Origin of the sequence: Sinorhizobium fredii, assembly GCF_002944405.1 — a bacterium.
In the GTDB taxonomy this organism is placed as follows: Bacteria; Pseudomonadota; Alphaproteobacteria; order Rhizobiales; family Rhizobiaceae; genus Sinorhizobium; species Sinorhizobium fredii_C.
The window spans coordinates 1,797,266-1,816,956 of sequence record NZ_CP024307.1 but is presented as its reverse complement, the minus strand read 5'-3'; the positions used below and the strand labels follow the sequence as shown (position 1 = coordinate 1,816,956).

Genomic DNA, 19,691 nt, shown 5'->3' with positions numbered 1-19,691 from the left:
CCCTTGCCGGACGTTTGGGCGTATAATCTCAGGCCGGGTGCTCCTCGGCGCGGCGGCTGACGAGGATCTTGTCGATGCGGCGGCCATCCATGTCGAGCACTTCGAAGCGGTAGCCGTGCGCCTCGGCGCAGTCGCCCTCCTCCGGCGTCTTGCGCAACTGCTGCACCAGAAAACCGGCAATGGTTTCGAAATCGCCGTCGCTGTCTATCCCCTCAATGCCGATCTGCAGGTGGATCTCGTCGATCGGCGTTCGGCCGTCGACAAGGTAGCTGCCGTCCTCGCGGGCTCGGATATGGGCGTGCTCGATATCGTCGTAGTTGGACGGGATGACGCCGACGATCGCCTCCAGGATATCGGCAGTCGTGATGATGCCTTCGGTGCTGCCGTACTCGTCGACGATCATCGCCATGTTGACGCTGGAGGCCTTGAAAGCTTCGAGGGCCTTCAGGCAGGAAGCCGTCTCCGGAAGGGTCAGGATCTCGCGGACATAATTGCGGATATCGAAGGGTGCCGCGACCGTGGCGTTCAGTATCTCCTTGGCCAGCACCGCTCCGATCACGTCGCCCGCCGGACCATCGATGACTGGATAACGGGAATGGCCGAACTGCCGAATCTTGCGGCCGATCGTCTCCATGCTGTCATTGACGTCGATGAAGCTGACCTCGGTGCGGTGCGTCATGATCGATTTGACGTTCCTATCGCCGAGACGGATAATGCGCCGTAGCATTTCGTGTTCGCTTTTCTCGATCGCGCCGCTCTCCACGCCTTCCGCCATGATCGCATGCACTTCCTCTTCGGTGACGTGATCTGGGTCCTCCGCCTTCATGCCCATCAGCCGCATCGCCAGGCGAGCGGCGGTCTCAAAAAGATACACGACCGGCGCGGCTATCCGCGACAGCAGGGTCATCGGCCGCGCGACGAAAATCGCCAGGCCTTCAGAATTCCTGAGCGCGAGCTGCTTCGGAATCAGTTCTCCGATCACCACCGACAGAAAGGTGATGAGCGTGACGACGAGGGCGACGGCAACGGTGTTGCCATAGGGGTGGATCCAGGCGATCTGGTCCAGGGTCGGTGCGAGCTTCGCTGCGATAGTCGCGCCGCCATAGGCGCCGGCCAGGATGCCGACGAGGGTTATGCCGACCTGAACGGTGGACAGGAATTTTCCAGGCTCCTCGGCAAGCCTCAGGGCGGCTTCCGCGCCATGGTTTCCCTGCTTCACCATCTGACGCAGCAAGGGTTTGCTTGCCGAAACGATTGCCATTTCCGAGAGCGCGAAGAAGGCGTTGATCAAAAGCAGAAGAAAAATGACAAAAAGCTCGGACATAGGCTCCGTTCACCGCTCTACTGCATCTCTCCTTAAATCGACCTCGATTTAAGGAGAGATGCAGCAATTCAAAGTGCTACAGCGACCTTTACGCGTCTGATAAGACGCGTGGCGCTGTAGGTAGGTCGCCAGATGAGACGACTGCCGTCTCAGATAGGCCAGGCCGACTGTGCGGGCAAGGCCAGTCCGGCGATCTGTATCGTCTGAGCACATAGCGACGGTTGCAGAGGCGCCGGGCTGTCTCAGATTTTGGCGCTCTGGTCCGGATTGAAGGCCTTCTGGATTCGATTGCGACCATATGTGATGACGTATTCCATCGCCTGCCGCGCCTTGAGCTCGTCCCTTCTGCCGATCTCCTCGACGATGCGGATGTGGTTGCGGGCCACCTCGTCTATGCCGCCCTTCTCGTCCGTCGGGGAACTCAACTTGAAGACGCCGACGAGAGCCGCCTCGATCAGGCCGCCGACCGTTCTGAGGAACGGATTGCCGGACGCTTCGAGGACTGCGAGGTGGAATTTCAGGTCGGCGACAGCGAGGGTTTCTGCCGTGTGACTGGCATCCCCCATGGCGACTGCCAGCCGCATCATCGTGGCGATTTCGGCGTCGCTCGCGTTGCGCGCAGCCAGAGCGGCGGCGTGCGTCTCGAAGGCGAGGCGAACCTCGCTCAGGTGATAGAGGAAATCCTCGTCCACCCCACAGGCAAAATGCCAGGTGAGGATATCCGCATCGAACAGATTCCAGTCTTTCCTGGGTGTCACGCGCGTCCCAATGCGGGCACGCGGAACGACCATCCCCTTCGCCGCAAGCGTCTTCATCGCCTCGCGCAAGACAGTGCGCGACACGCGGAAGCGGAGGGCAAGTTCAGGATCGCCGGGCAGAATGCTGCCCACCGGAAACTCCCCCGAAACGATCGCCTTGCCGAGTTGATCCACGACCTGTGCATGGCTCGTTCGTTTCGGCGTCTTGGATATCACCGTATCAAGCAGGCTCTTCAACCCCGTCCCCCTCCAGAGTGCCCTCCTGCTGCGGGCAGGCGCCATTCTTTTCATGTCGTCGCCGCTTCTCCTTCCGAGAGGAGAAGCTTTGTATAACAGTAGATCGAATATACGATTCCCGAAAGTGCGACGAAGAAACTGCGGGCGGCCGCCGGCGCGATCCGACGCCCCAATATTGGATATCCCCGCAAGAACAAACCCCGCGGCCTTGGCGCGGGGTTTGCAGATGGTTCGAATGCGGATGTCCTTCCCGCCCTATTGCGGCAGCTTGTCGTCGACGCCTTCGACGTAGAAGTTCATGCCGAGGAGCGTGGCGTCGTCGGAAGATTCGCCTTCCTTGAGCCACGGCGTGCCGTCCTGCTTGTTCAGCGGACCGGTAAACGGCTTCAGCTCGCCGGACTTGATCTTGGCTTCCGTCGCTTCCGCCATCGCCTTCACGTCATCGGGCATGTTCGTGTAGGGCGCCATCGTCAGGATTCCGTCCTTCAGACCGTCCCAGCTGGAAGTCGTTTCCCACTTGCCGTCGAGGAAGGCTTGGGTGCGCTTGACGTAATAGGCGCCCCAGGTGTCGACGATCGCCGTCAGCTGCGTCTGCGGCCCGGCGGCGATCATATCGGAGGCCTGGCCGAAGGCCTTGATGCCGCGTTCGGCCGCAACCTGCATCGGAGCGGTCGTATCGGTGTGCTGGGTCAGGATGTCGACGCCCTGGTCGATAAGCGCCTTGGCGGCGTCCGCCTCCTTACCCGGGTCGAACCAGGTGTTCGCCCAGACGACCTTGATCTTGAACTCGGGATTGACCGAGCGGGCGCCGATGACGAAGGAGTTGATGCCCATCACCACTTCCGGAATCGGGAAGGAGGCGATGTAGCCGGCAACGCCCTTCTGAGACATCTTGGCGGCGATCTGGCCCTGGATGTAGCGGCCTTCGTAGAAGCGGCTGTTATAGGTCGCGACGTTCGGCGCGGTCTTGTAGCCGGTTGCGTGCTCGAACTTCACATCCGGGAACTTCTGGGCGATCTTGATCGTCGCGTCCATGAAGCCGAAGGACGTGGTGAAGATCAGACCGCAGCCGGACCGTGCCAGGCGCTCGATGGCGCGTTCCGCATCCGGCCCTTCCGGAACGTTTTCCAGAAACTGTGTTTCGACCTTGTCTCCCAGTTCCTTTTCGACCTGCTGGCGGCCGATGTCATGCGCCTGCGTCCAGCCGCCATCGGTCTTCGAGCCCACGTAGACGAAGCAGATCTTGGCCTTTTCCTGGGCGCCCGCGGCTGAAGCGAAGCCGAGCACCGCAGTCGTGGTTGCGAGGGCGAGGAGTAGTTTTTTCATTTTTGACCTCTGTCGGTTTGAGAATTCCGTCTGGTTGTTGTTGTTCACCGGTCCGGCACAAACGGTTTGCCGAGCGATGCCGGCGTATTGATCAGGGTCATGCGCCGGTTGTGGGATATGAGAATGAGTACGACAATTGTCGCCACATAGGGAAGCGAGGAAAGGAACTGCGACGGGATACCGATCCCGAAGGCCTGGGCATGTAGCTGGCTGATCGACACGGCCCCGAACAGATAGCCGCCGGCAACCACCCGCCAAGGGCGCCATGACGCGAAGACCACCAGCGCAAGCGCGATCCAGCCACGGCCGGCCGACATGTTCTCGACCCATTGCGGCGTATAGACGAGCGACAGCTGCGCGCCGGCAAGCCCGGCGCAGGCACCGCCGAAAAGCACCGCCAGGTAACGGGTGCGGATGACGTCGACGCCAAGAGCGTGCGCCGAGCCGTGGCTGTCGCCCACCGCGCGCAGCTTCAGTCCCGAACGGGTCCTGAAGAGGAACCAGTGGATGCCCGCGACGATCGCGATCGAGAGATAGAAGATTGCGTCCTGGCGGAAGAGAAGCGGTCCGATAAACGGCACATCGGAAAGCAGCGGAACGGCGATCGGCTGCAGCTTGATGCCCTGCATGCCGAGGAAACTCTCGCCCAGCATGCCGGAGACGCCGAGACCCAGCAGCGTCAGCGCAAGACCGGTCGCCACCTGATTGGCGACGAGCGTCAGCGTCAGGACGCCGAAGAGCAGCGAGAACAACGCGCCGGCCGCTACACCGGCAAGCACCCCGACATAGGGCGAACCGCTGAGCTGCGTGGCGGCGAAGGCGCAGACGGCGCCCATGACCATCATCCCCTCGACGCCGAGATTGAGCACGCCCGACCGTTCGGCGACCAGTTCGCCGGCAGCGGCAAGGACGAGCGGCGTCGCCGCGGTAATGACGCTCAGGAGGATTGCTTCGACGATACCCATCAGTGCGCCTCATCCGTCTTGAGCGCCGCAAATCTCTCGCGGACGAGCCGGATGCGGTAGTGAATGAGCGTGTCGCAGGACAGCACGAAGAACAAGAGCAACCCCTGGAAGACGCGCGTCACCTTGTCGGAGACGCCGATCGAAAGCTGCGCCGCCTCGCCGCCGAGATAGGTAAGAGCGAGCACAAGACCGGCAGCGATGATGCCGAGCGGGTTGAGCCTTCCGAGGAATGCGACGATGATCGCCGTGAAGCCGTAACCGGGAGAGATGACCGGCCTCAGCTGCTGGATCGCGCCGCTGACCTCCGATATGCCGGCGAGGCCGGCAAGCGCGCCCGAAAAGAGCATCGAGAACCAGATCATCTTGCGTGACGAGAAGCCGGCGAAGCGCCCTGCCCGCTCCGACTGGCCGAGGACGGTGATCTCGAAGCCGCGCAGCGTGTAGCGCATCATGAACCAGACCGCGAGCGCCGCAAGGATCGCAAAGGCAAATCCCCAATGCGTACGACCGGAAGCGATCATTTCGGGAAGGATGGCCTCTACCCCGAAGCTGCGGGTTTCCGGAAAGTTCATGCCCTGCGGGTTGCGCCAGGGGCCGCGCACGAGCCAGTCGAGGAAGAGCTGGGCGACATAGACCAGCATCAGGCTCGTCAGGATCTCGTTGGTGTTCATATGGGCCTTGAGGAAGGCCGGGATCCCCGCGAAGAGCGCGCCACCGATCATGCCGAGCAGCAGCATCAGCGGAAGGACGAGTGGCGACTGCCAATCATAGAAGACCACCGGAAGAATGGAGCCGGCGATCGCCCCCATGATGAACTGACCTTCGGCACCGATATTCCAGTTGTTGGAGCGGAAGCAGACGGAAAGGCCGACGCCGATCAGGATCAGCGGCGCGGCCTTGATCGCCAGTTCGTGCAGCGACCAGACCTCGCTCAGCGGCTCGACAAAGAAGCTGTAGAGGGCCGCGACCGGGTTCTTGCCGAGCAGCGCGAACATGATGCCGCCGAAGACGATGGTCAGCGCAAAGGCGATGAAGGGAGACAGGATGGAAAACAGCGCCGAGACCTTGGGACGCCTTTCGAGCTCAATGCGCATGTGCCGCTCCCGCACCTTCCGTCTTGCCATGCATGCCGCCCATCAGGAGGCCGATCTTCTCGCGCGAGAGTTCCCGGGCCGGATAGGGCTCGGAGAGCCTTCCCTCGCTGATGACGGCGATTTCGGTAGCCACCTCGAAGATCTCGTCGAGATCCTGGCTGATCACCAGCACGGCGGAGCCCCCCTTGGCGAGGTCGACGAGCGCCTGGCGGATGCGGCTCGCCGCCCCAGCGTCGACGCCCCAGGTGGGCTGGTTGACGATGAGCACCGCCGGCTGCCGGTCGAGTTCGCGGCCGACGATGAACTTTTGCAGGTTGCCGCCCGAAAGCGAGCCCGCCGGCGGATCCTCGCCGCTCTTGCGCACGTCCATCGCCTCGGAAATGCGTTTGGCTGCGGCTTTCACCGCGCCCTGTCGGATGATCTTCAGGAAACCGCCGCCGAGAAAGGCGCGCTTGTCGGACTGGTTGCGCGCCAGCACGAGATTGTCGGAAAGCGAGAGCGAGGAGACCGCCGCATGCCCATGCCGCTCCTCCGGCACGAAGCCGGCGCCCATCAACCGTCGGGCATTGATATTCTTGGTCCCAACCGGCCTCTGGCGAATTTGCACGGCACTGTCGTCGGCCACCGGATACTCACCCGAAAGCGCGTCGAAAAGCTCGCTCTGGCCGTTGCCGGCAACGCCCGCGATCGCCAGCACCTCGCCGGCCCTCACCTTGAGCGAGACGTTCTTGAGCGAGACCGCGAAGGGCGTGCGCGCCGCGACGGAAAGGTCGCGGGCTTCGAGTTGGACGTCGCCCCTGGTGCTCGTGCCCTCCGGCGTCACCACGGCCACATCGTTGCCGACCATCATGCGCGCCAGCGAGGCCGGCGTCTCGGCGCGCGGGTCGCAGGCGCCGGTGACCTTGCCGTGCCGCAAGACGGTGGCGCGGTCGCAGATGCGCTGCACCTCCTCGAGACGGTGGGAGATATAGAGCACCGAGCGGCCTTCCGCCTTCAGCTTCAACAGTGTCTCGAACAGCCGGTCCGCCTCCTGCGGGGTCAGCACCGAGGTCGGCTCGTCGAGGATGATCAGCTGCGGGTTCTGAAGCAGCGCGCGCACGATCTCAATGCGCTGCCGTTCGCCGACCGAAAGATCGGCGACATGCGCGCTCGGATCGAGCGGCAGCCCGTAGAGGCGCGACAGCCGCGCCGCCTCTTCGGCAACCCGTGCAAGCGAGATGCTGCGATCCATCGAAAGCGCGATGTTTTCGGCGACCGTCAGCGCCTCGAAGAGTGAGAAATGCTGAAAGACCATGCCGATGCCGAGCTTGCGCGCGTCACCGGGGCTGGAGATCCGGACAGTGTCGCCCATCCACGAGATCTCGCCGGCGGTCGGCGCAAGGACGCCGAACAGCATCTTCACCAGGGTCGATTTCCCCGCCCCGTTCTCGCCGAGAAGCGCGTGAATTTCTCCGGGTTCTATGTGCAGATTGATCGCATTGCAGGCCGCGAAGGAGCCGAACAACTTCGTCAGGTTGCTCACGGCCAGCAGCGGGCCGCTCGCAATTTGTCCCGTAACAGGCACGCTGCCCTCTTTTCCCCTCTTTCGAATCCCCTGCTGCTTAAACAGGTCAGGGAATCAGCAATGTCGTTCCACTCGTTTTTCTTGTTTCAAGATCCGTATGCGCTCGGCCGGCCTCGGCGAGCGGATAGGTCTGATTGATATTGATACGCACTTTGTTGCTTTGCACAACATCAAACAAGGAGTTTGCACATGCCTCCAGCGCCGGCCGGGCCGCGACATAGGTGAAAAGCGTCGGACGGGTCGCGTAGAGCGCCCCTTTCTGCGCCAGAATGCCGATATTGAACGCATCCACCGGTCCGGAGGAATTGCCGAAACTGACCCACAGGCCGCGCGGCTTCAGGCAGTCGAGCGAGGCCGGATAGGTGTCGCGGCCGACCGAGTCGTAGACGACATCGACGCCCTTGCCGCCGGTCAGTTCCCTCACGCGTGAGACGAAATTCTCCGTTCGATAGTTGATGACATGATCGTAGCCATGTGCAAGCGCCAGATCGATCTTGTCCTGCGATCCGGCCGTGCCGATGACGGTCGCGCCAAGCGCCTTCGCCCACTGTCCGGCAATCAGCCCGACGCCGCCGGCAGCCGCGTGAAACAGCAAGGTCGTCTCGGGCCCAACCTTGAAGGTCTGGTTAAGCAGATATTGCGCTGTCATGCCCTTCAGCATCATCGCCGCTGCAGTCTCGAGGCTGATTCCGTCCGGGACCTTGACAAGCTGCGAAGCGTCGACATTGCGTTCGCTTGCATAGGCGCCATCGGCCGAAGCATAGGCGACGCGGTCACCGACGGAAAACATGCCGACACCGTCGCCGACGGCGGTCACGATGCCGGCGCCCTCCTTGCCCGGAATGAAGGGCAGGCCGGTTGCCGACTTGTAGAGACCGGTCCGGAAATAGACGTCGATGAAGTTGAGGCCGATGGCGACCTGCCGGATCTGCACTTCGCCTGGTCCGGGCGCGGCAAGCGTCACGCCCTCCATCTTCAGCACTTCCGGTCCGCCGAGTTCGCGAACGACGATCGCCTGTGGCATGAACAACTCCTATACGCGGCCGAGATTGGGAAAAATCTGCAGAACGAATCCGATGACGTAGAGATAGATCCCCGTCGCCACCACGCCAAGGACCACCCAGGGCGGCGTCTCGAAATGCAGCAGCAAGGCGTACATGCCGAGCACCGACCAGACGAGGAAGACGCCGAGATTGAGCGGTCGCAACCTTTTCACCCGCACCGGATGCAGGAAGTTGATGGGCAAAAAGGTCAGCACGACGGAAAGGAAAACAACAATCGATGCAGTGACTTCGCTCGCCTGGATGACAAACAGCGTGAAGACGACCATGTTCCAGACCACCGGGAACCCGGAGAAGAAATACTCATCCGTCTTCATGCCCATATCGGCATAGTAGATGGCGCTCGACACGACGATGGCGCCGGCTGCCGCGAAGGACCAGGGTTCGCCGATCATGCCGCTCTGGTAAAGCGCGAAGGCGGGAAGCAGCACATAGGTAACGTAGTCGATGACGTTGTCGAGGGTATCGCCCGACCAGTTCGGCAGAACTTCCTTGACCTGCACCTTGCGCGCGATCGGGCCGTCGATGCCGTCGACGAGCAGCGCCAGCCCCAGCCACCAGAACATGTCGATGAAACGATGCTCCGCAGCCGCCACGACGCCGAGAAAGGCCAGGAAGGAGCCGGACGCCGTGAGGATATGCACGGAAAAGGCGCGGATTTCAGCGTAGGGAACGCGTCTGTAGTTGAAGAATTTCATCTGCGACTGCCGCCCATTCCCTTCGGTTCGTCTTTTCGCGCCGTCGCCAGACCGCCGCTGACCCGCGATCGACGGCACTCGGCGGCTAATATGCACCCTTTGCGAGGCATCGCCAGCAAAATTCACCTTCGTCAACCCTCAAGCGGCATTGTCCTGTGGACACGCGGCAAACGCGTCTGCGCCGTTTCATCCCATTTATTTCAATGAGCTAAGGGGCTACAAGAGATTGCGGTATCGACATCAAGGCGGACAACCGCCCGGGAAAGCGACGGCCATGCAACATTATGACATCGCCATCATCGGCGCAGGACTTGCCGGCTCGCTCGCGGCGATCGCACTCGCCCGCGACGGCCACCGGGTGGCGCTTGTTGGGCCGAGACCGGTGATCGCCGACGGACGTACCACGGCCCTAATGGACCAATCGATCGAGTACCTCAAGGGACTTCGCCTGTGGGACGAGGTCGAACCGCTGACGACGCCGCTCGTCGCCATTCACATCATCGACGGAACCAGGCGGCTCCTGCGCGCACCGCCGGTCAATTTCCGTGCTGCCGAGGTCGGGCTCGACGCCTTCGGCTACAACACTCCAAATGCCCCTTTCCTCGAAATCCTGGAGAGGCACGAAGCGAGCCTGGCCACGCTCGAGCGGATAACCGCCTCAGCCATGACCTTCGACATCGGCGAAGTCGAAGCGCGGATCGGCCTCGAGGACGGGCGAACGATTGCCGCGGATCTTGTCGTCGGCGCCGATGGCCGGCGCTCTGCGGTTCGCGAGGCGGCGGGCATAGAGACCTTCACCTGGTCCTATCCGCAAACTGCGGTGGTGCTGAACTTCGGCCATGAGCTTTCGCACCAGGAGATATCGACGGAGTTCCACACCGAAAGCGGACCGTTCACACAGGTGCCGCTGCCGGGCAACCGCTCGAGCCTCGTCTGGGTCCAAAGGCCGCGCGACGCGGAGGAGACCCTGAAACTTCCGAGGGATGCCCTGTCGCGCACCATCGAGGACCGTATGCAGTCAATTCTCGGGAAAGTGACGGCCGAAGGGGCGCCGCAATCCTTTCCGCTCTCCGGCATGACCGCCCGCCGCTTCGGCAAGGGACGCACCGCACTTGTCGGCGAAGCCGCACATGCCTTCCCGCCGATCGGCGCCCAGGGGCTCAATCTCAGTCTCCGGGACGTGATGACGCTGGTCGAACTCGTCGGCCGCCCAGCCGGCGGGCAACTGACGGCAGATATCGGAGACCGATTCGACGGCCGCCGGCGCATGGACATCGTCAGCCGAACCGCAAGCGTCGACCTGCTCAACCGATCGCTGCTCTCGGATTTCCTGCCCATCCAGGCGCTCAGGGCGGTGGGCCTGCAATTCATCGCCTCGGCCGGTCCGCTCCGCGGCCTCTTGATGCGCGAAGGCATCCATCCGGGCAGCGCGCTGCGCTCGCTCAAGGAAAGCTTATGGGAAAAGGTCGGCCGGCAGCGCGCCTGATCGGATGAGGTAGAGCAATCCGGTCACGGTCGCGACGGAAAACAGTGTGGTGATCAGGATGGTCGCGGAGGCCCGCTCCTGCCAGATCCCGTATTGATGGCCGATCACGAAGACGTTGGTGGCGGTCGGCAGGGCGGCGAGCAGCACCGCCGTCTGCATCCACACGGGGTCGTAGCTGCCGGCAAGACTCAACGCCAGATACATGAGCACCGGGTGAAGCACGAGCTTCGCCGGAACGATGTAGCCGATCTCGACGGGAATGCGCTTCAGCGGCCGAAGCGCCAGCGTCACGCCCATCGCGAACAGCGCGCATGGAGCGGCCGCCTGAGCAAGGTAATCGATCAATCGCTGCAGCGGTGCCGGCGGCTCGATCGCCAGGAAGGCGGCCGCCACCCCGGCGAAGGTCGACAGGATGAACGGGTGAAGAACGATCCGGCGCGCGATGCCGAGGACGAGCGATACCGGCTTCTGCCTGCGTCCGCCGGCAAACGCCATCATCGCCGGAGCGACGGTGAAATGCGCCGCATTTTCGAAGCAGAAGATGAGCGCCACCGGCACAGCGGCCGCTTCCCCGAAGGCGAGCAGCGCCAGACCGGGCCCCATGTAGCCGATATTGCCATAGGCCCCGGCAAAGCCCTGGATGGTCGCCCCCGCGATCGTGCTTCGGCGCAGGAACACTCCGATGATAAAGATCAGCACGAAGACGACATAGGTCGTCCCGACGCTGGTGAGGATGAAGTCGGCGCGCGTCAGCTCTTCCACGGGCGTGCGCGACACAAGTTTGAAGAAGAGGGCCGGCAGCGCCAGATAGACGATAAAGGTGTTCAGCCAGCCCATCGCCTCGCCGGGGTGCTCGACGAAGCGCGCCGTCAGATAGCCGAGGAAGATGAGCCCGAAGAACGGCAGCACCAGGCCCGCAATGTCCGCCATTCTTCCCTCCGATCCGGCACCGGCTTTGCTTAGCCGATTTGCGACAGGATCGGGAAGGTCTGCTGGAACCAGATCGCAACCGAGCTGATGAAGCCGAAGAGGAAGGCAAGGCCGGCGAGGACGAGAAGCGCGCCCATCAGCTTCTCGACGAGGCCGAGGTGCCGGCGGAAACGCATGAGGAAGCGCATGAATGCGCCGGAAAAGCCGGCGGCGATCCAGAACGGTACGGCAAGGCCGAGCGAATAGATGGCGAGCAGCATCGCCCCGTCGCCGACCGTTTCGCGCGCCGCCGCGACGCCGAGGATGGTGCCGAGCACTGGGCCGATGCAGGGCGTCCAGCCGAAGGCGAAGGCGAGCCCCATGATATAGGCTCCCGACAGCGTCGCCGGCTTGCCGCCGCCGTGAAAGCGCGCCTCGCGGGCAAGCAGCCCGATGCGGAAAACACCCAGGAAGTGCAGCCCCATGACGATGATGATGATGCCGCCGATGCGTGAGAGGAGATCGATATATTGCCTGAGCAGGAGGCCGATCGAGGAGGCCCCTGCCCCGAGCGCCACGAAGACCGTCGCGAAGCCGAGCGTGAAGAACAGAGCCGCCGACAGCACGGCGCGCCGCGTGCTGCCGACCGTCGCGGCATCGCCGCCGCGGAACTGATCGACCGATACGCCGGCCATGTAGCAGAGATAGGGCGGGACGAGCGGCAGGACGCAGGGTGAAAGAAAGGACAGAGCGCCGGCAAGAACGGCGGTCCAGATGGAGACATCGGCAATCGACAAATTCGGAACTCCGGCACACGGTTGGTGGCCTTCTTACCCGCATGTATACTGCGACACCAATCACCTTTCGGCGATCATTTTGCCGCACCGCGTCTTCGGCAGCGCCGTCACCGGGAATGGGCCAGATTCCTGGTCCGGCGCAATTTTTCGGTTGACCGGCGCGAAGCTCGCGTGCATATGTCCGCCCACTTCCGCCGGGCTTGACAAGCCGGGCCTGGGAGCGCGTAGCTCAGCCGGTAGAGCAACTGACTTTTAATCAGTAGGTCCAGGGTTCGAATCCCTGCGCGCTCACCAAAAACTTCCAATAAAAACAACCAGATATAGTTTCGAACTCGAAACGTTTTTTGCCGATCCGGTCGGCGGGGGAAAATCTGGGGGAAAATCGGCTTTCTGTTTCCCCGGGCCCTGCGGCATTCTCCCCACGCCGGCCGCTATTGCGTCATTGCGGGGCTGTCCACCAGCTTCTCGACCAGTCGCCTAAGCTCCGCCGGAGTCGTGAGACCAGCCACGACCTCGTGATAGCCGATCCCAGCGCGTCGTAGTGCTTCCTTCTTCACGGCATCGCGCGCGGCTGCGTCACCCTGATAATGCGCCCCGCCCTGATATTCGATTGCGTGCCGAGGCTGGCAGTTACCGTCCACCAGCAGCAGGTCTACCCTCTTCGAGTTAATGCAACTGTGCGCGAGCGGATCCTCGCTACGGACGATTTCCCCTAACGAGACTTGCGCCATCACCTGCCATGTCGGATTGCGGCTAATCACGATACGGTCAAGCTCCTTGAACACGCGTGCTTCACTTTTGTTGAGTAGCGGTTGGATGACGTAGTTCGCCCCCATTACGATCCGCAATTGTTCGGGAGCATCGAGTTTTGTCGGCGCCTGCGGGACGGGCCTCGGAAGCCAGGGCCCGGCGACCAACTTCGGGCCGCTGCGTTTTCCCTGCCAGCGTAATCGGTTCCTTGGCCGCGCCTGGACATCGGCTATATCCGGGTGACGGATGACCGCCTCCTGGCTCCGCATGTTGGACAGGAGCTGCTCAATGGCCATGCCGACGATAACGCCGACGAACAGGGCGGAGATCAGCAGCTCAGGCGCCTCGAAATCACCCACCGTCATGCCGCCGGCAGCAGCTACCGCGACCACCCCGATAACGAGTCCAGGTGCAGCGAAAAGCACCGACTTCTGGCGATACTGCATGCCCATCTCCGCCAATCTCGCGCAGTGATGGTAAATGTGAACTCACATCCGCAAAAGCTGCCCGAAGGGGTTAGTCGAACCCCGCGCGGCAGGTCATTGACTCTCACCGAAGCTAGAACATAATAAGAACATCCATCGGCGCTGCGGCGCGCCAATCCGACAACATAGGGGACCGAGACTAGCGCCTTGCGCGGTCGAGAAAGGTGCGCCATGCGAACACTTGAGGAAGAGATCGAGAGCCTCATTGCAGTCGATCTCGCTGTTTTGAAGCCCCATCAAAAACGGGCTTTCGCCGGTTTGGATCAATATCGTCGTCCAGTCGAAATCCGTGGCGTGCCGGAGGTCGCCGCAACCATTGCCAACTCCTTTGGAGCCTTTGCAATTTTCGATATCGAGACGGTGCTGCGCCATCCGGCGATCACCCCCCTCGTGGCCCAGGCGCTCTACTCGATACCCGTTGAGTTGCGTCGGGCAGCATGTGACCGGGACCGGTTGAAAGCGGAACGCGCTCGCAACGAAATGGCCCGCATCATCTCAGCCGTGTTGCTGCAGAGGTACCACTTCGAACGACTGAAGCACGTAGGCACGTCCTGTCACGACAATTGGAACCTGGCGTTCGAAGAGCAATTCAGTAGTCGGCGAGGGAAACAGGGCCAATGAGCGATGAGACCGGTGCCGTCGGCAAGCCACGCCAGGACACGCTCCTTTACGTCCACGACTGTGAGCATCCGGGGTGCCAGAAATGGGGCTCATTCGGCTTCGCCATCGGCAGAGCCGAGCCGAACTGGTTCTGCTTCGAACATCGACCGGTTGACAGGGAGCTAGGCTCACCGAAGAAGGACCCGCCCGATTTCTCGTAAACCGACCGAGTCGATTCAATGACGTTTCTGCCTCTCGCCAATGCCGTGCTCGCCACCGCCCTCGCGATAATTCCGGTTAAGGCCGCTTCGGCTGCCGACGCGATCACCGGGCGTGCGACTGTCATCGACGGAGACACTATCGAGATCAGAGGCAAGCGCATTCGGCTGCAGGGCGTCGACGCGCCGGAGAGTTGGCAACACTGCGGGGATGGCGACGGCGGCACCTATCGCTGTGGCAAGGAGGCCGCTGCCGCACTCGACAGGTTCCTGTCCTCCTCTCGCCCTACCCGCTGCGAGATCCTTGAGCGGGACCGGTACGACCGTTCCGTTAGCGTATGCTTCCGTGCCGACGGCCGCGAGGTCAATCAATGGCTGGTCCAGGGCGGGCACGCCGTAGATTGGGGCAAATATAGCAAGGGTGCTTATGCGGATGTTCAAGAGCTTGCGCGATCACGCGGTGCTGGCATCTGGCGCGGCGATTTTGATTTGCCTTGCCAAGCGCGCGCTAAGCACACGAGACGTGAACCGTCCTGCTGAGGTCCAGTAGGTCACCCATTTGCGTCAAGCTCGAACACGTCTGCTTCATCCGCTTTTGCGCGTATCCCCTTGAAGGAAGGATGCCGAAGCTTCCCCTCATGCGTCCAGGCGCGATACTGGACCTCGGCGACGAGCACGGGTTCGGTGAAGATCACGCCCTTGCGTTTCAGAGCCACTGCCGGTGTGTCTGTGGCAATCTCGTTGAGAACCTTCCTCAGCGCGAAAGCTTCCTTGTCGCTGAAGCCGGTTCCGACGCCGCCGACATAGACCAGCTCGCCGCCTCTTCGCGCTGCCAGCAGCAATCGTGCGATGGCGCTTGGTAGGGCTTCTGAACGTTCAAAGCCTACGATCAAGAAGCTGTCCCGCTGGGTGCACGTAATCTTCAGCCAATCGCCCGAGCGGCTCCCCGACCTGTAGGGCTTATCCCGGTTTTTGCTGACAATACCTTCGAGACGGTGTTCGCAGGCAACACGGAGCAGCTCATCGCCATTCGCTTCTACTTCCTCGGAGAGCTGGATCCCGCCCGTCGCGCCCCTAAGGATGCTTTCGAGGATGCGCCGGCGTTCCCGTTGCGGAAGGCCGCGAACATCGCGGCCATCGTGGTAGAGGAGATCGAACGCATAGAGGATCGCGGCACCGGCCGTTCTGGTGCCGCCGATGCCGCCAAGCGTCTGCTGCAACAATCCGAAGTCCGGCCGCCCGTGCTCATCCAAAACCACCGCTTCTCCGTCGAGGATCATAGTTGTGGTCTGGAGGGTCTCTGCCGCCTTCGCGATTGCAGGGAAGCGGCCGGTCCAATCATAGCCTCTGCGGGTCAGAATGCGGACCCTGCTCGGCTCAATATGGACCGCGACGCGGTATCCATCCCATTTGATTTCGTGGACCCACTGAGATCCTTTTGGGGGCTGGGATGCCAGGATGGCGAGGCACGGCTCGACCCGCTCGGGCATGGGATCGGCGGGTGTTTCTGCTTTGCGTCGGTTCATGAGACAGAAACTCGTAGGCCGGCTGGTTTGATCCTTCCCCACTCTTTTCGTAGGGTTGGCAAGGTTTGATTGCCGTGGCATCGTATCCCACAGGTCGCAGTGCAGACCGAGTTCCGTCGTCGACCTAATCCCAGACGACGGGGCGTCGAGAGTGAAGGTGGTATACAATTACACCTCCCTCCGATTGTCGCGGAACGGCACGGCAAAGACGACTGGTAGGACGGCCCGACGAGCGTGATTAGGGGACGGCCACCTACCTCCAGCCCCCATCAAACGATGGGGAGAGAGGAGGTATGGAATGTCCAAAGACATCCCCCCAGAACTAGCAGAGCATCTCGGCAAATTCCTTCGCCATTGCGTTGTTGACGAAGGATTTGCCTGTCCACTCTATGTCACCGCAGCGGCCTGCAACGGGAGCGCCTATATCACGGCCTATTGGCCGGGAGAAGGCGGTCTCAAACCGCAGGTTGTCGCCTCACGCATTGAGGATAACGGCTTCAAGCTGCCGATAGCCCTCGTGGTCGTCGGCGCGAATGCGGAAGCCGCCTACATGCAGATCGAACAGAGTGAGCCCTTGATGATGCTTAACTGACGCAGAAGGCGGCGGTGGCCGCCGCCTTCCTTGAACTTACCCCATATCTAAGAGGAGTATGACGACATGAATATGGTCGTTGAACGCCTGCGGGCATCGAAGCAGAAGATCGACGAAGAGCAGCGCCCCGAATGGATCGAGGATGGGCGCAAATGGGCGGCGGAAACCGCCGAGTATGACGAGCTTAAAAGGGTTGCTGAATTGGCGGAACGACTTGATGCTGAGCAGCCGACGGCTCGTCCGGATGCTGGCGCACTTTTCCGCGCGCTTTGCGAAGCCATATATCAGGAGGATGCTGACAGCTATTCACAGGAAGAACTGGCTGAGCAGCTAACCGGCGACGCAAGACGCTGGCCATCTCACGACCAGCTGTGCTGGTATATCGAGGGTGCCCAGCAGGTGTGGGACGAAGTCTCTGACAAAATCTAAACAACGGCACCGTAATGCCCCCACCGTATTGCAGCCGGGCCGTTGACGCCCGGCTGCATGCCTAACCCCCTGCATTAGCGCGGTGGCGGCAAATACGGCGACCATCCGAAACGCGCGCGAAGCAAGAAGATGATCGCCTTGAGCGCCACGGCCCCCGTGCCGTTTGCAAGCAGGTAAAGGTGCATAACGAGCGCGGCTTCCAGTTTAGCGGCGCCTCGATCCAGCTCCGCCCGGTAGTGCTTGCGGAGTGTTTTTCCGTCGATACCGAGAACACGGCAGATTTGAAACTGCGGAACGGACTCGGCTGCAAGCACCGCAACGAGACGACGGTCCACATCCGTTGGGCTATGGGAAGGTCGGCCAGGGGGCCGTTTCGGGTGTTTCATAGGCGGGCGGGAAAAAATCATGGAAAGCCCCCTCGATATTCTGCCGGGCCATGAAGGCTGCCGCTGCCAGCAATATAACGCCGGATCGTGGCGATTATTCCTACGGTTGTAGCCTATCTGGCTTAGCCCACACGCTCTAATTGCTCTTGCGCTACCCGCTGTTTACCTTGCTCTTTCCTAAAAAGGAGAAGCAGGGGGATAAGCATGGTCGTTCTTAGAATGCGCTACACGATATGGGGTTATGTTGGCGTGCTGGCCTTCCTCGCGGCACCAGTGATTGGACAGTCGTTGCTAAAGTCCGATTGGGAAAAAGCCGTGAAACAAACGATCCTTGGCCGGATGCATGAGTTCGACACAGTTCCTTACACGTTATTAGGGCTCGCCTGGATGTTGGGGCTCTGCATGATGCTCGTTGGCCGGGAGACATTTAAAACAACTATCGAAAACGATGCTTGGCCGGATGCCGCCCCAGATAAATAGGAACGTCCCGAAGCTCCAGTCGAGAACTAGGCGAACAAGCATTTCCGTCGCATCTGCCCGCAAACGAGAACGGTTTGTCTTGGGGGGAATTGCAATAACGGTTTTTCGGGTTTCCCCTAAAGCGTGAGCACCTCTTCCTCGCGCCAAAAAAAATCTACGCATGAGGCCCGCGCGGGCTCCCACACCGCGGGGCATCGGTAGTTTAAAACCGCCCCCCGGCTCCGCCTAGGGCTGGACTACCGCTTCGGGTGAAAGGCGGTCGCCTGATGCGGTCAGACCGGCCTGTGCCGATACTGTTGAAAAACTCGTCGTTGCAGGCACTTGGGACGCGTGATTCAATCCTCTGAGTGATTTGGCAGGGGATCAGGCGATGATGGGAACGCAGGCGGCTCCGGCGCAGCTCTTTTACGATTTCAGTCTCGATGAGCACGTGCCAGCCGACCATCTTCTGCGCCGGATCGATCAACATCTGGACCTCGATGGCGTCCGCGCGCAGTTGAAGCCCTATTATAGCAGTACGGGTCGACCCTCGATCGATCCGGAGCTGATGATGCGCATGCTGATCATTGGCTACAGCATGGGCATCCGGTCGGAGCGCCGGCTGTGCGAGGAGGTTCATCTCAATCTCGCTTACCGTTTGTTTTGCCGGCTTGGACTGGATGGCAAGGTGCCGGACCATTCCAGCTTCTCGAAGAACCGCCATGGACGTTTCCGCCAGAGCGATATCCTGCGGCATCTCTTCGAGACGGTGGTTGAGCGCTGCCTGGCACAGGGTCTTGTCGGTGCTGAAGGCTTTGCCGTCGACGCCAGCTTGATTTCCGCGGATGCCAACAAGCAGCGCTCGGTATCTGGCGCAGAGTGGAGCGCGCAAGCGGCGAAGGAGAATGCAGGCCGCTCCGTTCAGGAATATCTGGCGGTGCTTGATGACGCTGCTTTTGGTGCGGCTTCGCCGGTAACGCCGAAGTTTGTTTCCCCGTCAGACCCGGCAGCCCAGTGGACGGGTGCCCATAAAGGCCATGCCTTCTTCGCTTACGCCACCAACTATCTGATCGACACCGATCATGGCGTCATTCTTGACGTGGAAGCGACCCGTGCCATTCGACAGGCGGAAGTTGGCGCTTCACGCACCATGATCGACAGAACAGAGAACCGCTTTGGCCTGAAGCCGGGTTATCTGGTCGCCGACAGTGCCTACGGCTCCGCTGACAATCTGGCCTGGCTTGTGAAGGAAAAGGAGATCGCTCCGCACATTCCTGTGTTCGACAAGTCCAATCGGACAGACGGGACTTTCCCGCGTGCCGACTTCCATTGGGATGGCGAGGGAGATCGCTACATCTGCCCGGCGGGCAAGGAATTGGTTCAGTTCCGCCGCACCTACGCGACGCCCCGATCGGGCATCACCAGTGAAGGCACCCGGCTTTATCGGGCCAGCAAGAAGGACTGTGATGTGTGCGATCTGAAGCAGCGCTGCTGCCCGAATGCAGTTGCTCGCAAAGTCCCTCGTGATCTCAATGAGGATGCCCGTGACGTCGCCAGAGCCATTGCCGGCACGCCCGATTACGAGCGTTCACGGCATCGTCGCAAGAAGGTCGAGATGCTCTTCGCTCACCTCAAGCGCATCCTGCGGATGGCCAGGTTGAGACTGCGCGGTCCCTGTGGTGCACGCGATGAATTCCTGCTCGCAGCAACGGCACAAAACCTCAGAAGGCTGGCAAAGCTTAGGCCTTCACGCCTCCCATCCGCCGCCATCGCCGCATAATGGTCGGTTGCCTGGCGCCATCCCACCGCATCAGAGCGGGAGACACCTTGCCGACCCTTTGAAAAACCGCGTGCAGAGCGTCGCGGTTGCTCAAACTGCGAGTTTTTCAACGATATCTGCCAACAGCGGTCATTCGATGTGCTAAGCGTCCGTGCCTGGAGTCCTTGAAGAACGTCTCGTCGCGCTTCGGCGCAAAGAGGGCGATTTTCCGCCAAACCCAGAGCCACTAACCCAGTAACAAATCTGC

The 19,691-nt window shown here is 61.5% G+C and carries 21 protein-coding genes and 1 tRNA gene; 9 read left to right on the top strand and 13 right to left on the bottom strand.

The genetic code is table 11. From position 1 onward, the window contains the following. Window positions 1-28: 28 nt before the first annotated feature. The 8 genes from NXT3_RS08915 to pcsA form a co-directional block, all read right to left on the bottom strand. A complete protein-coding gene (locus NXT3_RS08915) occupies window positions 29-1,324 on the bottom strand; it encodes a hemolysin family protein (protein WP_097524763.1) in 1,296 nt (431 codons plus the stop codon). A 242-nt stretch (window positions 1,325-1,566) separates the two neighbouring features. After that, a complete protein-coding gene (locus NXT3_RS08910; protein WP_037421797.1) occupies window positions 1,567-2,319 on the bottom strand; it encodes a FadR/GntR family transcriptional regulator in 753 nt (250 codons plus the stop codon). Between the two features lie 255 nt (window positions 2,320-2,574). Beyond that, on the bottom strand, window positions 2,575-3,645 hold the full coding sequence (locus NXT3_RS08905; protein WP_037422198.1) for a BMP family ABC transporter substrate-binding protein: 1,071 nt from the start codon (window positions 3,643-3,645) through the stop codon (window positions 2,575-2,577). Between the two features lie 44 nt (window positions 3,646-3,689). Then, window positions 3,690-4,610: an ABC transporter permease gene (locus NXT3_RS08900; protein WP_037421794.1), complete on the bottom strand. Its 921-nt coding sequence runs from the start codon at window positions 4,608-4,610 to the stop codon at window positions 3,690-3,692. Then, entirely contained in the window at window positions 4,610-5,704 is a 1,095-nt protein-coding gene (locus tag NXT3_RS08895) for an ABC transporter permease (protein ID WP_097538438.1), read from the bottom strand. Before NXT3_RS08895 ends, NXT3_RS08900 begins: the two co-directional genes overlap by 1 nt. Continuing rightward, window positions 5,694-7,268: an ABC transporter ATP-binding protein gene (locus tag NXT3_RS08890; RefSeq protein ID WP_097524760.1), complete on the bottom strand. Its 1,575-nt coding sequence runs from the start codon at window positions 7,266-7,268 to the stop codon at window positions 5,694-5,696. Before NXT3_RS08890 ends, NXT3_RS08895 begins: the two co-directional genes overlap by 11 nt. A 46-nt stretch (window positions 7,269-7,314) precedes the next feature. Beyond that, window positions 7,315-8,292: a quinone oxidoreductase family protein gene (locus NXT3_RS08885; protein WP_037422196.1), complete on the bottom strand. Its 978-nt coding sequence runs from the start codon at window positions 8,290-8,292 to the stop codon at window positions 7,315-7,317. Window positions 8,293-8,301: 9 nt separating this feature from the next. Beyond that, window positions 8,302-9,027 carry a phosphatidylcholine synthase gene (gene pcsA, locus NXT3_RS08880; protein WP_104839162.1) on the bottom strand — a complete coding sequence of 242 codons (726 nt, stop codon included), beginning with the start codon at window positions 9,025-9,027 and terminating at the stop codon, window positions 8,302-8,304. A gap of 274 nt (window positions 9,028-9,301) precedes the next feature. Between pcsA and NXT3_RS08875 the strand changes: the two genes are divergently transcribed. Further along, window positions 9,302-10,513, top strand: a complete 1,212-nt coding sequence (locus tag NXT3_RS08875; protein WP_104839161.1) for a UbiH/UbiF family hydroxylase — start codon at window positions 9,302-9,304, stop codon at window positions 10,511-10,513. On the opposite strand, the gene NXT3_RS08870 is transcribed toward NXT3_RS08875, so the two are convergent. Then, a complete protein-coding gene (locus NXT3_RS08870; protein WP_104839160.1) occupies window positions 10,481-11,443 on the bottom strand; it encodes an AEC family transporter in 963 nt (320 codons plus the stop codon). The genes NXT3_RS08875 and NXT3_RS08870 overlap by 33 nt on opposite strands. Before the next feature lie 29 nt (window positions 11,444-11,472). Then, complete coding sequence (locus NXT3_RS08865; RefSeq protein WP_037421778.1) at window positions 11,473-12,219, bottom strand: cytochrome c biogenesis CcdA family protein; 747 nt, start codon at window positions 12,217-12,219, stop codon at window positions 11,473-11,475. Between the two features lie 218 nt (window positions 12,220-12,437). Here NXT3_RS08865 and NXT3_RS08860 point away from each other — a divergent pair. Beyond that, a tRNA-Lys gene (locus NXT3_RS08860) sits at window positions 12,438-12,513 on the top strand. A gap of 137 nt (window positions 12,514-12,650) precedes the next feature. Here the strand turns inward: NXT3_RS08860 and NXT3_RS08855 are convergent. Continuing rightward, entirely contained in the window at window positions 12,651-13,415 is a 765-nt protein-coding gene (locus tag NXT3_RS08855) for a DUF2726 domain-containing protein (protein WP_104839159.1), read from the bottom strand. Window positions 13,416-13,625: 210 nt separating this feature from the next. On the opposite strand from NXT3_RS08855, the gene NXT3_RS08850 reads away from it, so the two are divergent. Genes NXT3_RS08850 through NXT3_RS08840 form a run of 3 tightly spaced genes read left to right on the top strand, consistent with a single transcriptional unit; the run spans window position 13,626 to window position 14,812 of the window. Further along, entirely contained in the window at window positions 13,626-14,075 is a 450-nt protein-coding gene (locus NXT3_RS08850) for a hypothetical protein (RefSeq protein WP_104839158.1), read from the top strand. Next, window positions 14,072-14,275, top strand: a complete 204-nt coding sequence (locus NXT3_RS08845; protein ID WP_104839157.1) for an EsV-1-7 cysteine-rich motif-containing protein — start codon at window positions 14,072-14,074, stop codon at window positions 14,273-14,275. The genes NXT3_RS08850 and NXT3_RS08845 overlap by 4 nt, the downstream gene beginning before the upstream one ends. Before the next feature lie 18 nt (window positions 14,276-14,293). Next, window positions 14,294-14,812, top strand: a complete 519-nt coding sequence (locus tag NXT3_RS08840; protein ID WP_104839156.1) for a thermonuclease family protein — start codon at window positions 14,294-14,296, stop codon at window positions 14,810-14,812. 11 nt (window positions 14,813-14,823) lie between these two features. Here NXT3_RS08840 and ligD read toward each other — a convergent pair whose 3' ends face one another. Continuing rightward, the gene (gene ligD / locus NXT3_RS08835) at window positions 14,824-15,798 is read right to left on the bottom strand and encodes a non-homologous end-joining DNA ligase (RefSeq protein ID WP_234828114.1); all 975 of its coding nucleotides are present in this window, start codon (window positions 15,796-15,798) and stop codon (window positions 14,824-14,826) included. Window positions 15,799-16,096: 298 nt separating this feature from the next. Here ligD and NXT3_RS08830 point away from each other — a divergent pair, with 298 nt between their 5' ends. Both NXT3_RS08830 and NXT3_RS08825 read left to right on the top strand, forming a co-directional pair. Further along, a complete protein-coding gene (locus NXT3_RS08830) occupies window positions 16,097-16,390 on the top strand; it encodes a hypothetical protein (protein WP_104839155.1) in 294 nt (97 codons plus the stop codon). Between the two features lie 66 nt (window positions 16,391-16,456). Further along, window positions 16,457-16,819, top strand: coding sequence for a hypothetical protein (locus NXT3_RS08825; RefSeq protein ID WP_104839154.1), 363 nt, complete (start codon window positions 16,457-16,459; stop codon window positions 16,817-16,819). A 74-nt stretch (window positions 16,820-16,893) separates the two neighbouring features. On the opposite strand, the gene NXT3_RS08820 is transcribed toward NXT3_RS08825, so the two are convergent. Continuing rightward, window positions 16,894-17,226: an RNA polymerase subunit sigma-70 gene (locus NXT3_RS08820; protein ID WP_337442169.1), complete on the bottom strand. Its 333-nt coding sequence runs from the start codon at window positions 17,224-17,226 to the stop codon at window positions 16,894-16,896. A gap of 183 nt (window positions 17,227-17,409) precedes the next feature. On the opposite strand from NXT3_RS08820, the gene NXT3_RS08815 reads away from it, so the two are divergent. Beyond that, window positions 17,410-17,685, top strand: a complete 276-nt coding sequence (locus tag NXT3_RS08815) for a hypothetical protein (RefSeq protein WP_104839152.1) — start codon at window positions 17,410-17,412, stop codon at window positions 17,683-17,685. Between the two features lie 370 nt (window positions 17,686-18,055). After that, a complete protein-coding gene (locus NXT3_RS08810; protein ID WP_104839151.1) occupies window positions 18,056-19,444 on the top strand; it encodes a transposase in 1,389 nt (462 codons plus the stop codon). Window positions 19,445-19,691 lie beyond the last annotated feature (247 nt).

Excerpts from the sequence above, each read along its gene's own strand:
- NXT3_RS08870 (WP_104839160.1), bottom strand. The coding sequence starts at position 11,443 with ATGGCGGACATTGCGGGCCTGGTGCTGCCGTTCTTCGGGCTCATCTTC.
- NXT3_RS08895 (WP_097538438.1), bottom strand. The coding sequence starts at position 5,704 with ATGCGCATTGAGCTCGAAAGGCGTCCCAAGGTCTCGGCGCTGTTTTCC.
- NXT3_RS08915 (WP_097524763.1), bottom strand. The coding sequence starts at position 1,324 with ATGTCCGAGCTTTTTGTCATTTTTCTTCTGCTTTTGATCAACGCCTTC.
- NXT3_RS08825 (WP_104839154.1), top strand. The coding sequence starts at position 16,457 with ATGAATATGGTCGTTGAACGCCTGCGGGCATCGAAGCAGAAGATCGAC.
- NXT3_RS08855 (WP_104839159.1), bottom strand. The coding sequence starts at position 13,415 with ATGCAGTATCGCCAGAAGTCGGTGCTTTTCGCTGCACCTGGACTCGTT.
- NXT3_RS08845 (WP_104839157.1), top strand. The coding sequence starts at position 14,072 with ATGAGCGATGAGACCGGTGCCGTCGGCAAGCCACGCCAGGACACGCTC.
- NXT3_RS08885 (WP_037422196.1), bottom strand. The coding sequence starts at position 8,292 with ATGCCACAGGCGATCGTCGTTCGCGAACTCGGCGGACCGGAAGTGCTG.
- NXT3_RS08875 (WP_104839161.1), top strand. The coding sequence starts at position 9,302 with ATGCAACATTATGACATCGCCATCATCGGCGCAGGACTTGCCGGCTCG.
- NXT3_RS08905 (WP_037422198.1), bottom strand. The coding sequence starts at position 3,645 with ATGAAAAAACTACTCCTCGCCCTCGCAACCACGACTGCGGTGCTCGGC.
- NXT3_RS08820 (WP_337442169.1), bottom strand. The coding sequence starts at position 17,226 with ATGATTTTTTCCCGCCCGCCTATGAAACACCCGAAACGGCCCCCTGGC.
- NXT3_RS08850 (WP_104839158.1), top strand. The coding sequence starts at position 13,626 with ATGCGAACACTTGAGGAAGAGATCGAGAGCCTCATTGCAGTCGATCTC.
- NXT3_RS08810 (WP_104839151.1), top strand. The coding sequence starts at position 18,056 with ATGATGGGAACGCAGGCGGCTCCGGCGCAGCTCTTTTACGATTTCAGT.
- NXT3_RS08815 (WP_104839152.1), top strand. The coding sequence starts at position 17,410 with ATGGTCGTTCTTAGAATGCGCTACACGATATGGGGTTATGTTGGCGTG.
- NXT3_RS08830 (WP_104839155.1), top strand. The coding sequence starts at position 16,097 with ATGTCCAAAGACATCCCCCCAGAACTAGCAGAGCATCTCGGCAAATTC.
- NXT3_RS08900 (WP_037421794.1), bottom strand. The coding sequence starts at position 4,610 with ATGGGTATCGTCGAAGCAATCCTCCTGAGCGTCATTACCGCGGCGACG.
- NXT3_RS08840 (WP_104839156.1), top strand. The coding sequence starts at position 14,294 with ATGACGTTTCTGCCTCTCGCCAATGCCGTGCTCGCCACCGCCCTCGCG.
- ligD (WP_234828114.1), bottom strand. The coding sequence starts at position 15,798 with ATGAACCGACGCAAAGCAGAAACACCCGCCGATCCCATGCCCGAGCGG.
- pcsA (WP_104839162.1), bottom strand. The coding sequence starts at position 9,027 with ATGAAATTCTTCAACTACAGACGCGTTCCCTACGCTGAAATCCGCGCC.